The 14746-nt window shown below is 68.2% G+C and carries 14 protein-coding genes; 7 read left to right on the top strand and 7 right to left on the bottom strand.

The window, feature by feature from the left end; translation table 11 throughout:
- The first annotated feature begins 11 nt into the window (after nt 1-11).
- Complete coding sequence (gene ku, locus AC1D1W_RS00490) at nt 12-1010, top strand: non-homologous end joining protein Ku (protein WP_476942675.1); 999 nt, start codon at nt 12-14, stop codon at nt 1008-1010.
- Nucleotides 1011-1045: 35 nt separating this feature from the next.
- On the opposite strand, the gene AC1D1W_RS00485 is transcribed toward ku, so the two are convergent.
- From AC1D1W_RS00485 to AC1D1W_RS00460, 6 genes are all read right to left on the bottom strand, one after another.
- Nucleotides 1046-1333 (bottom strand): DUF7218 family protein, encoded by a 288-nt coding sequence (locus AC1D1W_RS00485; RefSeq protein WP_043436005.1) that lies wholly within the window; start codon nt 1331-1333, stop codon nt 1046-1048.
- A gap of 250 nt (nt 1334-1583) precedes the next feature.
- A complete protein-coding gene (locus AC1D1W_RS00480) occupies nt 1584-1865 on the bottom strand; it encodes an HPr family phosphocarrier protein (protein WP_018774864.1) in 282 nt (93 codons plus the stop codon).
- A 67-nt stretch (nt 1866-1932) separates the two neighbouring features.
- Entirely contained in the window at nt 1933-4011 is a 2079-nt protein-coding gene (locus AC1D1W_RS00475) for a PTS fructose transporter subunit IIABC (RefSeq protein ID WP_476942674.1), read from the bottom strand.
- 2 nt (nt 4012-4013) lie between these two features.
- Nucleotides 4014-5000 carry a 1-phosphofructokinase family hexose kinase gene (locus AC1D1W_RS00470; RefSeq protein ID WP_028276591.1) on the bottom strand — a complete coding sequence of 329 codons (987 nt, stop codon included), beginning with the start codon at nt 4998-5000 and terminating at the stop codon, nt 4014-4016.
- Nucleotides 4997-5815 (bottom strand): DeoR/GlpR family DNA-binding transcription regulator, encoded by an 819-nt coding sequence (locus AC1D1W_RS00465; protein WP_028276590.1) that lies wholly within the window; start codon nt 5813-5815, stop codon nt 4997-4999. The genes AC1D1W_RS00470 and AC1D1W_RS00465 overlap by 4 nt, the downstream gene beginning before the upstream one ends.
- Before the next feature lie 630 nt (nt 5816-6445).
- Nucleotides 6446-6709, bottom strand: a complete 264-nt coding sequence (locus tag AC1D1W_RS00460) for a DUF6458 family protein (protein WP_018774860.1) — start codon at nt 6707-6709, stop codon at nt 6446-6448.
- 259 nt (nt 6710-6968) lie between these two features.
- Between AC1D1W_RS00460 and AC1D1W_RS00455 the strand changes: the two genes are divergently transcribed.
- The 4 genes from AC1D1W_RS00455 (at nt 6969) to AC1D1W_RS00440 (ending at nt 11524) form a co-directional block, all read left to right on the top strand.
- Nucleotides 6969-7586, top strand: coding sequence for an alpha/beta hydrolase (locus AC1D1W_RS00455; protein WP_243178355.1), 618 nt, complete (start codon nt 6969-6971; stop codon nt 7584-7586).
- A gap of 309 nt (nt 7587-7895) precedes the next feature.
- The gene (locus AC1D1W_RS00450) at nt 7896-8270 is read left to right on the top strand and encodes a substrate-binding domain-containing protein (RefSeq protein ID WP_476942673.1); all 375 of its coding nucleotides are present in this window, start codon (nt 7896-7898) and stop codon (nt 8268-8270) included.
- A 117-nt stretch (nt 8271-8387) separates the two neighbouring features.
- A complete protein-coding gene (locus AC1D1W_RS00445; protein ID WP_223914646.1) occupies nt 8388-9131 on the top strand; it encodes an HAD family hydrolase in 744 nt (247 codons plus the stop codon).
- A gap of 62 nt (nt 9132-9193) precedes the next feature.
- Nucleotides 9194-11524, top strand: a complete 2331-nt coding sequence (locus AC1D1W_RS00440) for a glycoside hydrolase family 65 protein (protein ID WP_476942672.1) — start codon at nt 9194-9196, stop codon at nt 11522-11524.
- Here the strand turns inward: AC1D1W_RS00440 and AC1D1W_RS00435 are convergent.
- A complete protein-coding gene (locus AC1D1W_RS00435) occupies nt 11521-12861 on the bottom strand; it encodes an MFS transporter (RefSeq protein WP_243178358.1) in 1341 nt (446 codons plus the stop codon). The genes AC1D1W_RS00440 and AC1D1W_RS00435 overlap by 4 nt on opposite strands.
- A gap of 126 nt (nt 12862-12987) precedes the next feature.
- Here AC1D1W_RS00435 and AC1D1W_RS00430 point away from each other — a divergent pair, with 126 nt between their 5' ends.
- Both AC1D1W_RS00430 and AC1D1W_RS00425 read left to right on the top strand, forming a co-directional pair.
- On the top strand, nt 12988-13911 hold the full coding sequence (locus tag AC1D1W_RS00430; protein WP_476942671.1) for a hypothetical protein: 924 nt from the start codon (nt 12988-12990) through the stop codon (nt 13909-13911).
- A complete protein-coding gene (locus AC1D1W_RS00425; RefSeq protein ID WP_476942670.1) occupies nt 13902-14651 on the top strand; it encodes a LamB/YcsF family protein in 750 nt (249 codons plus the stop codon). The genes AC1D1W_RS00430 and AC1D1W_RS00425 overlap by 10 nt, the downstream gene beginning before the upstream one ends.
- The last annotated feature ends 95 nt before the right edge of the window (nt 14652-14746 follow it).

The raw sequence follows: 14746 nt of genomic DNA, 5'->3' as shown, positions 1-14746 counted from the left end.
TCACTTGATCCATGAGAGCCATCTGGAAAGGCGCAATAGCGTTCGGGCTGGTCAACGTGCCGGTCAAGGTCTACAGCGCCACCGAGGACCACGACATCAGCCTCCACCAGGTCCACAACGCCGACGGCGGCCGGATCCGCTACCAGCGCCGTTGCGAGGTCTGCAGCAAGGTCATCGACTACGAGGACATCGACAAGGCCTACGAGGACGACGGCCGCACGGTGGTCCTGACTCGCGACGAGCTTAAGTCCATCCCGGCGGAAAACAGCCACGAAATCGAAGTGGTCCAGTTCGTTCCGGTCGACCAGCTCGATCCGATGATGTTTGAAAAGAGCTATTACCTTGAACCCGACTCCAAGTCGCCCAAGGCCTATGTGCTGCTGCGGCGCGCCCTCGAGGACACGGACCGGGTGGCAATTGTGCAGTTCGCGCTGCGGGACAAGACCCGGCTTGGCGCGCTGAGGATTCGGGACGAGGTCCTGGTGCTGCAGTCGCTGCTGTGGGCCGACGAGGTCCGCGAGGCCAGCTTTCCCGCACTCGAGACTTCCATCCGGATCTCGGCGCAGGAACGCGAGATGTCCGCGGCCCTGGTTGACTCGATGGCCTCCGACTTTGAGCCGGACCAGTTCACGGATGATTACCAGGAGCAGTTGCGCCAGCTGATTGAGGCCAAGCTGGACAAGGGGGAGTCGCTGGACACGGAGGAGACCTTCGGCGCCCCCGCCGAGGCCGGCGAGGGCGAAGTTATCGACCTGATGGAAGCCCTCAAGCGCAGCATCGAGAAAAAGCGCGGCGGTGGGCCGGCGGAGACTCCTGCCGGGGGCTCCGGTTCTGCTGCCAAGGCCGCCCCGAGGACCTCCGCCACGACGGCGGCAGCCAAGTCCACAGGCACTAAATCCACGGCCGCCAAGACGGCGGCATCCACGACTGGTTCCAAGTCTGCGGCGGCTTCCAAGGCTGAAGCGGCGCCTAAAGTGACGGCGTCGAAGACGGCGCGAAAGCGTGCCTGAGCCCGGATGCCGGCTGGCGCCGTCGTGCACGTTAATCAGGAGTTCCGCAGGGCGGAGATGAGTTCGCTCTTCTTCTTGGCCGAGTAACCTTTGAGGCCGATCTCCTTGGCGCGTGCCTTCAGCTGCGGCACCGTCCAGTCCTCGTAGTCTCCGGCCTTGCCGCCCTTGCGGCCGACCGAGGATCGGCCCCGCTTGGCGGCGGCGTTGGAGATCCTGGCGGCTTTTTGCTTGGAGGCGCCGTCCTCGAGCAACTTCTCATAGAGCTCGGGGTCCTTGATGCTGGGGCTCTCTGAGCCTTGGGGCTCGCCTTTCTTCGTTGGCATGGCTGCGCGATCATCTCCTTCGGCCGGGAACCACATGGGCGGCGGCCCGCGGTCGGTGCCGCCGGGGATTCCAAACTAGCCGCGCCGCGGGGCCGTGACAAGCATTTGCTAAGGCCCCTTATAAAAGTTGCCCTGACGGTCCGCCGCCAGGCAAAGCGGCAGGCAACGCGAAGGCCCGGCCGGCCCCTGATCGGGGGCGGCCGGGCCAACTGAAGCTGCCGGTGTTCCGGCGCGGGGCCGGAAGGTGAGGCTATTCGGCGTCGTGATCCGTCTCAAGGATCTGCACGAGGCGGTCAAGTGCGGCGTCGGCGCCTTCACCTTCGGCACGCAACACCACAACTTCACCGTGCGATGCGCCGAGGCTCATCAGCGACAGGATGCTGGCGGCGTCCATCGCCTCGTCCTCGGGCTCGCCCAGCCGGGCAATCGTGATCTCGAGGTTGTCGAACTCGCCTGCAGCCTCGGCGAAGATGGCGGCCGGACGGGCGTGCAGCCCGACCCGGCTGGCAATGGTGGCGTTACGTTCGGTCATTTCTGCTCCTTGAAGTCAGCTTGGGTGTTTGTCAGCTGTGAGTATCTGCTGGGAAAAGCGTCCTGGTTCAGGCGGCTACGGGAACCGTTTCCACCGTATCAACCGGCTTCTTGACTGCCCAGCGCTTGAGCCCGATCACGGCGAAGGCGCCGACAACGGTACCGGCCGCGATGGCGATGCAGAACCACAGGAACGAATCGATCGCGAAGAAGACGAAGATTCCGCCGTGGGGGGCCTTCGAGCCCACGCCGGCCGCCATCGAGATGGCACCGGTCACGGCGCCGCCGAGCATGCTGGCGGGGATGACGCGGAGCGGGTCCGCGGCGGCGAACGGGATGGCGCCTTCGGTGATGAAGGAGGCCCCCAGCAGCCAGGCAGCCTTGCCGTTTTCCTGTTCCGCAAGGCTGAAGAGCCTCTTGTTCAGCACGGTCGCGGCCAGTGCCATGGCCAGCGGCGGGACCATGCCGGCGGCCATGACGGCCGCCATGATCTGCCACGGGGCCTGGTTGGTGATGGAGGCTGCGCCCAGGCCGGCGACTGCGAAGGAATAGGCAACCTTGTTGACGGGACCGCCGAGGTCGAAGCACATCATCAGGCCCAGGATGACGCCCAGGGCGATGGCGCTGGCACCGGTGAGGCCGGACAAGAACTCGTTGAGCCCTACAGTGACCCGGGCGATGTAAGCGCCCAGGAACACGAACAACAGGCCCGACGCCGCGAGCGACGCCACGAGCGGGATAACGACCACCGGCATCAGGCCGCGCAGCCAGCGGGCCACTTTAAGCTTGCCGATGGAATGGGCCACGTAGCCGGCGATCAGGCCGCCCACGATGCCGCCGAGGAACCCGGCACCCATGAAGACGGCAACGGCGCCGGAAACGAAGCCCGGGGCGATGCCGGGCCGGTCAGCAATGGCGTAGGCGATGTAGCCGGCCAGCGCGGGTACGAGGAAGCCCAGGGACAGGGCGCCGATCTTGAAGAGCACGGCCCCCAGGTAGGCGCCCAGCGGGCCCCAGGCCAGTTCCGGGTACGCGGTGGGCAAGTTCGTGAGGCTGTTCTCCGCCAGGATCTTGTCCGCGAAGGCGGTGATGTTGTAGCCACCCAGCAGGAAGCCGAGGGCGATCAGCAGGCCGCCGCCAGCCACGAACGGGATCATGTAGCTGACACCGGTCAGGAGGGCCTTCTTCAGCTTCGTGCCAATGTGCTCACTCTTTTCCTCGGCGGCCATCTCGGCCTGCTCCTCGGCGCCGAAGTGGGGCACGCGGTGGGCGTGCGGGTTGTCCGCGGCGGCGAGAGCCTCGGCGACCATCTTGTCCGGTTCGTCGATGCCGCGCTTGACCGGCGCGTTGATCACCGGCATGCCGGCGAAGCGCTCCTTGCCGCGCACGTCGACGTCCACGGCGAAGATCACGGCATCGGCTGCGGCGATCACGGCGGGGTCGAGGGCCTTGGCGCCGGAGGATCCCTGGGTTTCGACCTGCAGGTCCACGCCGACTTCCTTGGCCGCGGCGACGAGCGAGTCGGCGGCCATGTAGGTGTGGGCGATGCCGGTGGGGCACGCGGTGACGGCGACGAGGCGCTTGGGCCCCTTGGCCTTCGCCGCGCCGGCACCTTCACCGGTTGCGGCCGCCGCGGCTGTGGCGCCGGCCGCGGATGCGGCGCCGGTCGCTTCGGCTGCGGTGTGGGCGGCCGGCTTGTCCGCCAGGGCGGCGTCGACGAGGTCGACAATTTCCGCCTGGGAGGTCGCGGCGCGCAGGCTGGCCGTGAAGTCCTTTTTGATCAGTGACCGCGCCAGCTTCGAAAGCAGCTTCAAGTGGTCCTGGTCCGCGCCCTCGGGAGCGGCGATGAAGAAGATGATGTCTGCGGGCCCGTCCTTGGCGCCGAAGTCGACCGGCTGGGACAGCCGCGCCATCGCCAGGGTGGGTTCGGTGACCGCCGTCGAGCGGCAGTGCGGGATCGCGATGCCGCCCGGGACGCCCGTGGCGGTCTTGGATTCCCGGGCGAAGGCGTCGGCGAAAAGCCCTTCGGCCTCGGTGGCGCGTCCGGTGGCTGCAACCCTGCCTGCCAGATGCCGGATCACGTCCTCGGGCGAGCTGCCCAGATTCTGGTCGAGCTCGACCAGTTCGGTAGTAATGAGCTGTGTCACTGTCAATCCTTCCGGAGGGCCGTGATGGTTACGGCATCAGGGGTGGTTTGGTTGACTGCCGGGACAGTGGAGCCAGGCAGGGAAGCGGCGGCGGCACCATGGGCCACCGCCTGACGGAGGCAATCGACCGGGGCGGCGCCCTGGCTGGATGCGAGCAGGTATCCGGCCAGCGAGGAATCGCCGGCGCCGACAGTGCTGACCGCGGTGACCGGCGGGTGCGTGGCCAGCCACGCGCCGTCGGCCGTCACAAGAACGGCACCCTTGGAGCCGAGGGTGGCCAGTACGGCACCCACTCCGGAGCGCACGACGGCGGAGGCGGCAGCTGCTGCAGCCTCCGGGTCCGCTTCGAGCTCCTCGGCGGACTTGTTCGTGGCGAAACCGGCTGCGGCAGCCAGTTCCACCAGTTCCTCGGCGTTGGGTTTCAAGAGGTCCGGTTTTCCCGAGGTGTCGCCGGAGACCGCTGCGGCGAGGGGTTCGCCGGATGAATCGACGGCAACCCGTGGTGCGGCCTCGCCGTCGAACAGGGACCGCAGCCGCCGGGTGACGGTTGCGTAGAAGTCGGCCGGGACCCCGGGTGGGAGCGAGCCGGCCAGGACTACCCAGGCGGCACCGCGGGCGTGGTCCAGCAGCAGGCTGATCAGGGCCTCCTGCTGCTCCTCGCTGAGCGCCGGTCCGGGTTCGTTGATCTTGGTGGTGACGCCGCCGGGCTCGGTGAGGGCCACGTTGCTGCGCAGCGGCTCGCCAATCGGCAGGGCCGCGAACGGAACGTCGGTCTCCCGCAGGCCGGTGAGGACGGGGTCGGCCTCGGCGCCGGGGAGAACGGCGACTGTCTTCAGCCCCGACGCGACGAGGGCGCGCGAGACGTTGACTCCCTTGCCGCCGGATTCCTGGCGGACGGAGATGGCCCGCTGAACTTCCCCGCGGAGGAGGGGGCCGGGCAGCGCCACGGTGCGGTCCAGGCTGGGGTTGGCGGTGAGGGTGACAATCACGCGACCACCACCTCCACTCCGGCTTCCGCGAGGGCGTCGGCGAGTTCCCGGCTGGGCTGCGAGTCTGTGATCACGGTGTCCAGATCTTTCAACGAGGCGAACTGGACCAGCGTTTCCGCGTCCAGCTTGGAGGAGTCAGCCAGCACCACAATGCGGCGCGCTGATTGGACGAAGGCAGCCTTGACAGCGGCTTCTTCAGGATCGGGTGTGCTCAGCCCGAAGGCTGCATGGATGCCGTTGGTGCCGATGAAGGCGATGTCCGGGCGGATCCGGCGGGCGGCTTCCACCGTGGACTGGCCGACGGCGGCCTGGGTCAGGCCGCGGACCTTGCCGCCGAGCAGGTGCAGGGCGATTCCGGGTCCGCCGGACAGCCGGGACGCGATGGGCAGGGAGTGGGTGATGACGACGAGTTCGGCGTCGGACCCAGATGCCGGAACGGTGCCCTGTGCGGCGGCTCCGGCGGCCCGGGCGGACAGGAGTTCGGCGAGGGCCTCCGTGGTGGAGCCGGCGTCGATCAGGATGCTGCCGGTGAGGCCCTGGGGAATGAGGGCCAGAGCGGCCTCGGCGATCCGGGTCTTTTCGGGCTGCCGCTGGACGGTCCGTTCCAGGATGCTTTCTTCCGTGGTGCTGAAGCGGTCCGGGGAGACCGCGCCGCCGTGCACCCGGCGGACGCTTCCGGAAGCTTCCAGGGCGGCGAGGTCCCGGCGGATGGTTTCGGTGGTGATGCTGAAGCGCTCGGCCAGGTCCGTGACACTGGCCCGCCCGCTGGCGTAGATGAGCCCCACGATCAGCTGCTGGCGTTCTTCGGCGAACACTTACCCTCCATTGCGTACTGCGTCTGACTTGGCTTTCGTTCTTGCCGTGCGTTGGGCTGGAAATGCGCCCCGGCCGCTTCGGTGACTCCCGTCACATGAAGTGGAATTATTTGACTTTATCTTTGTTCTTGTTGGTTTGTCAATGAAAAACCACATGAACGCAGAAGGGTGGGCTTTCGCCGCGGGACATGCCCAGTGTTCGGGCCGGGCGCCGGGGGACATGTCCAGTGTTCGGGCCGGGGAGTGGGCACTTGGGGAATATGTCCATGGGCCGCTGCGGGGGCTGGGTATGTGCCGCACTTGGGGTGGTTGCGGGCCGGGCGCCGGGGGACATGTCCAGTGTTCGGACCGGGGAGTGGGCACTTGGGGGATATGTCCAGGGGCCGCTGCGGGGGCTGGGTATGTGCCGCACTTGGGGTGGTTGCGGGCCGGGCGCCGGGGGACATGTCCAGTGGTCGGGCCGGGGAGTGGGCATTTGGGGGATATGCCCATGGGCAGCTGTGGGGGTTGGGCATGTGCTGCGCTTGGGGTGGTTGTGGACCCGGATGGCGGAAGCCGGGCCCGACCTCGAGGTCCGGCCCGGCTTCCGGGTCGTTGGATTCCGCGCCGCTTAGTGGGTGCGGGGAAATCTCAGATGCCTGCGTCGCGGCTCTCATTGCGGGTGATGGTCTCGCCGGTGTTGGGGTCCACTACGGTGCGGCTTTCGCTGACCCGGCGCGTGCGGCCCCGTCCTGGGCCGGCGAGGACGAGAGAAGCGATGAGTCCAATCACGCCGACCGCCATCAGGATGTAGCCGATCATGGCCTGGTTCACATTGGGGATCAGCCCCGGGGCGACAGCCCAGGCGAGGATGGCGCCGATGGCGATGAGGAAGATTGCGGAACCGATTCTCATAACGTGCTCCTTGATGCCCGGGGGCGGACTGATGATGGTAAGCATGCTGTCCAGCGTCACGCTACAACCCCGCCCCGGCTGTTTCAATGAAGCGCCCTCCGCCCCGCGGGGAAATTTCCGCGCCGGTTTCGGCCCGCCGCGCCTTTTCCGGACGGATGCGCCACGGATCCGGGGGGCGGAGGTCCGCTTACGCCGCGGAAACCGCGGAGCGCGGCCCGTGCGTGGCGGGACGCGTGGCGGTGCTGGATAGGCTGAGCCAATGGAGACGGTGATCTGGTCGAAACCCGAACACGAACGCGGCGGCACCCCGCTGCTGGTGATGCTGCACGGCTACGGTACGGACGAATTCCGCATGTCCAAGCTGTTCGCTTCCCTGCCGCCCGAGTTCAGTTGCGCCGCCCTGCGTGGACCCAAGGACATTGGAGACCACTACGGCTGGTTCCTGCTGGACTATTTCCTCACCCACGACTTTGCCGACGTCATCGCCTCCACGAACGCGGTCTTCGCCTGGATCGAGTCGGTCAAAGCCCGGCACAGCAGCGTCAGCCTGTTCGGATTTTCGCAGGGGATGGCGATGGCCAGCACGCTCCTGCGGCTCCGGCCGGAACAATTCCGCGCAGCTGTGGGGCTCTCGGGTTTTGTCCTGGACAACGAACTGCTGGCGATGAGCGAATCGTTCACCGCCCGGCCGCCGTTCTTTTGGGGCCGGGACAAGGGCGACGTCGTCATCAACGACGCCGCTACCGAGCACACCGAGGCGTGGCTGAACCGGAATACCCAGCTCACGGCCAGGACCTATCCGGGCATGGGCCACACGATTTCGAAGGCCGAACTCGTGGACGTCGGTGCGTTCCTGCGGCACTACGTCCTGCGCTGACCGGGCGCTGACCAAGGCACTGCGTCCTGCGTGACCAAGGCGCTGACCAGGGCGCCGGCCGGGCCCTGCCAACCCCCGGCCATGCGGGCCTGCCAACCAGTCCCCAGTCCGCTGCCAAACTCCGGATCATCCACTTGCATGCCAAATATGTAAGCGCTTACAATCGACCTCGGCCATGAACACCGGGCCCACTACTTCGGGGGGAAGAAAGGGCTGAGCCCGTGCCGCAGGCCAACACCCCGCGCGTGAGAATCCAGGACGTCCCCGCGCTTCCCGGACTCTCCATCTGCACCGTCTCATCCGGACCTCGTGCTCGACGCCGGCTCCGGCATCGAAGGCGGCCGGCTGGCCATGGTGGAGCCTGTGGAAAACCCCGGGATGCCGTCCGCGATCCTCGCGGGTTGCGACGGGACAGCCTGCTGTGCGCTCATGGCCATGCGGGAGCCCGGTTTGTCAGCGCCGGAAAACGTGTCCATCATAGGAATAGACGATCATCAGATGAGTTGGTTCCTGGGCCTGACCACAATTGCCCAGCCACTGGCCGACCAGGGCGCGTTCGCGGCCAACCTGCTGATTGAAAGACTTCATCGCTCAGGACTTGCCAATCCGCCGCCTGCCAGTCCGCCGTCGAACCATCTGCCGGACACCACATTGGTAGAGCGAACCGGCACGCGCCGATGCTGATCCGGACGGCGTCCGACGCCGGAACGGCCCCAAACGAGCAGCCCTGAACTGCCTGCCGTAGACCATCGCTTTGACCAAACCGTCTTGCCTGCCCGTCGTCTGAAAGGACCTCGACTCATGACTGTAGTTCCCGACACCTCCGGCCTCGCCGGTGCGCTCTCCGGTGCAACCGCCATCCTTTTTGACCTCGACGGCGTCCTGACCCCCACCGCCGTGGTGCACGAGCACGCCTGGAAGCAGCTCTTTGACGGCTTCCTGGCCTCGGTCCCCGGTGCTGAGCCGTACCGTGAGAGCGACTATTTCGACCACATCGACGGCAAGCCGCGGTTTGACGGCGTCCGGGACTTCCTGGCCTCCCGCGGGATTGTGCTGCCCGAGGGCCCGGTGAACGACGAGCCCGCGCATGACACGGTCCACGGACTCGGCAACCGCAAGAACAAGGTCTTCAACGACATCGTCGAGGCCGGCGGAGTCCAGCCGTACGAGGGCTCCGTCCGGCTGGTTGAGGCCGCGCTGGCCCGCGGGCTCAAGCTCGCCGTCGTCTCCTCTTCCCGCAACGCCCCTGCCGTGCTGAAGGCTGCCGGCCTGTCCGACTACTTCCCGGTGGTGGTCGACGGCGTCGTCGCCGTCGCCGAGGGACTGCCCGGCAAGCCCAGCCCGGCCACCTACGAATACGCCGCGCGGCTCTTGGGCCTGCCGAGCCAGGAGTGCGTCGTGGTGGAGGATGCCGTCTCCGGCGTCCAGGCCGGCAGCGCGGGAGACTTCCGCTCGGTGATCGGCGTCGACCGCGGCGCCGGCCGGCAGACCCTGCTCGACGCCGGGGCCACGGTCGTGGTCAACGACCTCGCCGAACTGCTCTAGCCCGGCCCGCTCACCCCACCGCCCAGCCCACTGCCACTCCCGCCGAAGGAACCCCCCAAACCATGGCTCTCATCACCTCGGACCGCGCCCGGTTCCCCAACGATCCCTGGCAGCTGGTCGAGACCGTTCACCTTCCCGGCAATGCCGGCACCCTGGAGACGCTGTTCAGCCTCGGCAACGGGCACCTGGGCATCCGCGGCGCGCACTGGGGTGCCGCGGACGCCGAACTTCCGGGCAGCTTCATCAACGGATTCCACGAGACCTGGGACATCAAGCACGCGGAAAACGCGTACGGCTTCGCCCGCACCGGCCAGCGGATCCTCTACGTCCCGGACGCCAACAACTTCACCGTCATCATCGACGGCGAGCCGCTGAGCCTGGAGGAGTCCACCGTGCTGGACTACCGCCGGTCGGTGGATTTCGCCACGGGTATCTACGAGTGCCGGATCACCTGGCAGTGCCGTTCCGGTGCGACCGTGACCACCACCGAACGGCGCGCCGTCGGTTACGCAACCCGAGGGGCGCTGGGCATCAGCCTCGAATTGGCGGCTGACCGGGATATCTCCGCGGACGTCACGTCCTCGGTCATCAACCGCCAGGACCAGCCGGTGGAGGACCACTCCGCCCATGATCCGCGCCGCGCCGGCCGGCACGCCGGCCGTGTGCTGCTGCCCCTGCGTCTCGACGGCGGGGACGGCTCCCTGCGCCTGTCCTGGGAAGCCTCGGAATCCAAGCAGCGGCTTGGGATGGCCGTGGATCACTGGACCTCGGCCGGCGTGCAGCCGTTCGACACCCAGGTGGACCAGGACGACAGCAGCGTGCGCTACGTGCTCGCCGTCAGCGCGGACGCACCGTTCCTGCTGGAGAAGAGCGTCAGCTACGCCGTGGGGCAGGCCGCCGAGGACCTCGCCGACAGCGCCGAAGCCAGCCTCAAGCCGGTCAGCGAGATCTTCGCCGAGAGCGAGGACCACTACCGCGCCTACTGGAGCACGGGCGACATCGTCCTGGCGGGCCAGACCGAGCTCCAGCAGGGCGTCCGCTGGAACCTCTTCCAGCTCGCGCAGGCCACGGCCTGCGCCGATGTGGCCGGCATCCCGGCCAAGGGCGTGTCCGGCTCCGGCTACGACGGCCACTACTTCTGGGACCAGGAGGTGTACCTGCTGCCCTACCTGACCTACACCAACCCGGGCAACGCCCGCCAGGTCCTGGAATTCCGCCACGACCTCCTGCCCGAGGCGAAGATCCGGGCCAAGGAGCTCAGCGTCGACGGCGCGCTCTTCCCCTGGCGCACCATCAACGGACTCGAGGCCAGTGCCTACTACGCGGCCGGCACAGCACAGTTCCACATCGCCGCCGCGATCGCCTTCGCGACAAACCGGTACATCTGGGCCAGCGGGGACGCCGAGTTCCAGGCCACCCTGGGCTCCGATCTGCTGATCGAGACTGCACGGATGTGGGTCTCACTCGGCTTCTTCGGCAAGGACGGACTGTTCCACATCCACGGCGTCACGGGCCCCGACGAGTACACCGCCGTCGTCAACGACAACCTGTACACGAACGTCATGGCGCGCTTCAACCTGCGCGCCGCGGCGGCGCTGGACCACCCGGAGATCGACGACGCCGAACGCCAGCTCTGGGAGCAGGCAGCCAACCGCATGCAGCTGCCCTACGACGAGGACCTCCAGGTCCATTCCCAGGACAACGACTTCATGACGCTGGAACCGTGGGACTGGACCACGCCCCGGTCCAAGTACCCGCTCCTGCTGCACTTCCACCCGTTGGTGATCTACCGGCACCAGGTCCTTAAGCAGGCCGACACCGTGCTGGCCATGTTCCTGCAGTGGCAGGACTTCACCGCCGAGGAAAAGCGGCGCGCCTTCGATTTCTACGATCCCATCACCACGGGCGACTCCACGCTGTCCGCCTGCGTCCAGGGCATCATGGCGGCCGAGGTCGGCTACGGGAAGGCCGCGCTGGACCACTTCACCCACGCCCTGTTCATCGATCTCGACGACACCCACGGCAACACGATCGACGGCGTCCACATCGCGTCCACCGGCGGCGTGTGGAGCTCGCTGGTCAGCGGCTTCGCCGGGCTGCGGGACCAGGGCGCGGTGCCGTACTTCGATCCCCGGCTGCCTGCCGAATGGGACGGCCTCGAGTTCCACCTGAAGATCCAGGGCAGGCTCCTGCACATCGGGCTGGAACAGGATTCGATCAGCCTGACCGTCCGTGACGGCGCGCCGCTGGAGATCGACGTGCGCGGGGAACTGCTCACCGTCGATGGCGACCCGGTCCGGGTCCCGCTGGCACCCGTCACGGTTCCGGAGCCGACCGTCTTCCCCAGCGGCCTCCCGACGGCGTCGATCCCGGTGGTGCGCGCCGCAGTCTAAACCGGGCCGGGCTGTCCTGGTCCGGAGGATTCGGCAGGGGTCGGGGCGTCGGCGGGCTCCTCACCGCCGGCGAGGGGGTGGGCCAGTTCATCGGCCGGCATCCGCGCCACGACCATCGCGACGACGGCCATCGCCGGGCACACGGTCCCGGCGACGAGGAAGATCAGCCACACCGGCAGCACCTCGGCGGCCGGCCCGGCGAGTGCCATGGAGACCGGCATGAGGGCCAGGGATACAAAGAAGTCCAGGCTCGAGACGCGGCCCAGCAGATGCGGCGGCACCCGGCGCTGGAGCAAGGTTCCCCAGATCACCATGCCCACGCCGCCGGTGGCGCCGAAGATGAAGAGGGCGGCGGCCAGGGCCCAGAAACTGTCCATGATTCCGACGGCGGCGATCGGCAGGCTTCCCGCTCCCCAGGACACCATCATCACGGTGAGGTAGCGGCGCGGGAGGGGAAAAGAAGCCGTGGCCAGCGAGGCTGCGGCACCGCCCACGCCCATGATGGCGAGCAGGAAACCGAACATGCGCGCGTCCCCGCCGAGCTGGTCCCGGACCACGAAGGGGATCAGGACCTCGATGGGGCCGATCAGGAACAGCACCGAAATGCAGGCCCAGAGCAGGGTCCACAGCAGCCAGGGCGTCCGGACGGTGTAGCTGACGCCCTCGCGGAGATCGTGGCGCAGGGACGTCTTGGCCCGCGACTGGCCAGATTCGGTAGCCTCTCCGCTGACCGGGACCCCTGCCGCGGGCTGGCGGTGGAGGAGGTTCAGGATGCAGAAGGCCACCAGATGGCAGGCCGCCACTCCGGTGACGGCGTAGGCGGGGGACAGGGCCGCCACCAGGATGCCCGCAACGGCCGGTCCGGCGGCCTGCTGCAACAGCGGCCGCATGGTGCCTTCCAGGCCATTGGCCGCCAGCAGGTCCTCGGGCGGCAGGATCCGCGGCAGGATGGCGGAGTAGGCGGGGAAGAAGAACGCGGCCCCGACGCCGAGCACGAAGGCCCCCAGCGCGAGATGCCACAGCTCGAGCAAGCCGGCCAGGGCCAGCCCGCTGACAGCGGCAACGACGGCAAGGTTGGCGCCCTCGACCGCGATGATCAGGAGCCGCTGGGGCAAACGGTCCGCGGCGATGCCGCCGGCCAGCAGAAACGTCACCAGCCCGACGCTGCCCGCCGCGGCCACGACCGAAAGCTCCAGCGGTCCGCCGCCCAGGTGGATCACCTCGTAGACCATCGCGACGGCCCACATCCCGGAACCGAAGATGGAGATGGCCAGCGCCGTGATCAGCACGCGGTACTCCCGGTGCGCGAAGGGGCGGAGGGCTCGCAGGGCGGGCATGGGCCCAGTCTAGTAGCCAGCCGGCCGGCCGGGCTGGAACCCTCCGGGGCGCAGCGGCGACCCCGCCTGTCTGCCCGTGTGTAGTGTTAAGTGCACTTAGTTTTATGGTTCCGACGAGAGGCGATCATGGCCAAGCGCAGCAACCCGGCAATGAAGATTGCCCAGGAAACAGCCCACAGCGCGATGTTCGATGCCGCCGGCCAGCCCCGGCCCGGCCTGCACAAGGTGCTCCTGCGGGCGGTTGAAGTCCAGCGGCCGCTGGTGCTGGCCAATATCCGCAGGCTTCAGCGCAGGCATCCGCACGCCACCGCGGCGCAGCTCGCCGCCATCCTGGAGCGCGACTACCTGCTGGCCGTCACCGGCGGCGGTGCGCTGGTCGGCGGGGCTGCCGTGATTCCGGGCGTCGGAACTGCGGCCGCACTGGGTCTCTCGGCCGCCGCAGCAGTCGGGTTCCTCGAAGCCACCGCACTGTATTCCACGGCTCTTGCTGAACTGCACGGCATCCGGATGGTGGACCCGGACAGAGCCAGCACCCTGGTCATGGCGGTCATGCTGGGCGAGGAAGGCACCCAGCTGCTGAGCTCGCTGAGCGGACAGGCGGCGGGCCGGGGCAAGGGGCCCACCCAGGCGTGGACCGCGGCCTTCACCCGCCGCGTCCCTCTCGCCGGCTTCGGTACAGTGCGGGCCAAGATGCAGACGATGTTCCTGCGCTCCCTGCTCAAGACCCAGGGCACAGCCTGGCTGGGCCGTGCCCTGCCCTTCGGTATCGGCGCCGTCGTAGGCGGCGTGGGCAACCGGGTGATGGGCCATGCGGTCGTCGCGAACGCCAAGGAAGCCTTCGGGCCCATCCCGGACACGATTCCGGGAGAACTGCAGGCCCTTGCGGAAACCACCGGCCCGGCCGCGCTCTACGAAACTTCCCTGGACGCGCAGCCGGACGGCGGCGCTCAGGGCGGCGGCACCCAGGACGGCGGCCGCCCGGACGGCGGCACCCCGGGCAGCGGCGCTCCGAAGACTTCAACGAAGGACGGCGCCACGTTTTGGATCTGAACACTGACCTGGGGGAGTCCTTCGGGACCTGGACCAAGGGCGCCGACGCCGCGATGTTTCCGCTGGTCACGAGCGCCAGCGTGGCCTGTGGGATGCACGCCGGGGACCCTGTGACCATGCTGGACACCTGCCGGGCGGCGTACGAGCTCGACGTCAACGTCGGTGCCCACATCGGCTACCCAGACCTGGCCGGCTTTGGCCTGCGCTCGCTGGATATGACCTTTGACGATCTCTTCGGCCTGGTCCTCTACCAGCTCGGGGCGCTCGACGGCGTCGCCCATGCCGTGGGCGCCTCGGTGGACTACGTCAAGCTGCACGGGGCGCTCTACGACCGCACCGTGCACGACGGCGAGCAGGCCTCCGCCGTGATCGCCGCTATCCAGGCCTACGATCCCGGACTGCCCGTCCTCGGCTTCCCCGGCTCAGCCCTGCTGGAAATCGCCAAGGAAGCCGGGCGCCCCGTCTTCTCCGAGGCCTTCGCCGACCGTGCCTACTTCCCCGACGGCACCCTCGTGCCGCGCACCGAGGTGGGGGCGGTGATGCTCGACGCCGGACAGGTTGCCGAGCGGGCGGTCAGGCTCGCCACAAAGGGCGAAATCGAGGCCGTCGACGGCACCGTGCTCCGAATTGAGCCGCAGTCGCTGTGCCTCCAGGGCGACACCCCCGGCTCCGTTGCCGCGGCGACCGCGATCCGTGCGGCGCTGGAGGCTGCCGGCGTCGAGCTGGAAAGCTTCGCCTGAACCGCTGGCCCTGACCCGCTGGCCCTGAACTGCGGGGCCGGCCGGGCAGCTCCCGGGCCGCCCGGACCCGGGGCTGCCACAGTGTCCTAAGGCCC

It is taken from the genome of Arthrobacter sp. P1_B4, assembly GCF_056406555.1.
This window is presented reverse-complemented; position numbering and strand designations above follow the sequence as displayed.

Excerpts from the sequence above, each read along its gene's own strand:
- AC1D1W_RS00440 (WP_476942672.1), top strand. The coding sequence starts at position 9,194 with ATGGCTCTCATCACCTCGGACCGCGCCCGGTTCCCCAACGATCCCTGG.
- AC1D1W_RS00485 (WP_043436005.1), bottom strand. The coding sequence starts at position 1,333 with ATGCCAACGAAGAAAGGCGAGCCCCAAGGCTCAGAGAGCCCCAGCATC.
- AC1D1W_RS00460 (WP_018774860.1), bottom strand. The coding sequence starts at position 6,709 with ATGAGAATCGGTTCCGCAATCTTCCTCATCGCCATCGGCGCCATCCTC.
- AC1D1W_RS00480 (WP_018774864.1), bottom strand. The coding sequence starts at position 1,865 with ATGACCGAACGTAACGCCACCATTGCCAGCCGGGTCGGGCTGCACGCC.
- AC1D1W_RS00430 (WP_476942671.1), top strand. The coding sequence starts at position 12,988 with ATGGCCAAGCGCAGCAACCCGGCAATGAAGATTGCCCAGGAAACAGCC.
- ku (WP_476942675.1), top strand. The coding sequence starts at position 12 with ATGAGAGCCATCTGGAAAGGCGCAATAGCGTTCGGGCTGGTCAACGTG.
- AC1D1W_RS00455 (WP_243178355.1), top strand. The coding sequence starts at position 6,969 with ATGGAGACGGTGATCTGGTCGAAACCCGAACACGAACGCGGCGGCACC.
- AC1D1W_RS00445 (WP_223914646.1), top strand. The coding sequence starts at position 8,388 with ATGACTGTAGTTCCCGACACCTCCGGCCTCGCCGGTGCGCTCTCCGGT.
- AC1D1W_RS00435 (WP_243178358.1), bottom strand. The coding sequence starts at position 12,861 with ATGCCCGCCCTGCGAGCCCTCCGCCCCTTCGCGCACCGGGAGTACCGC.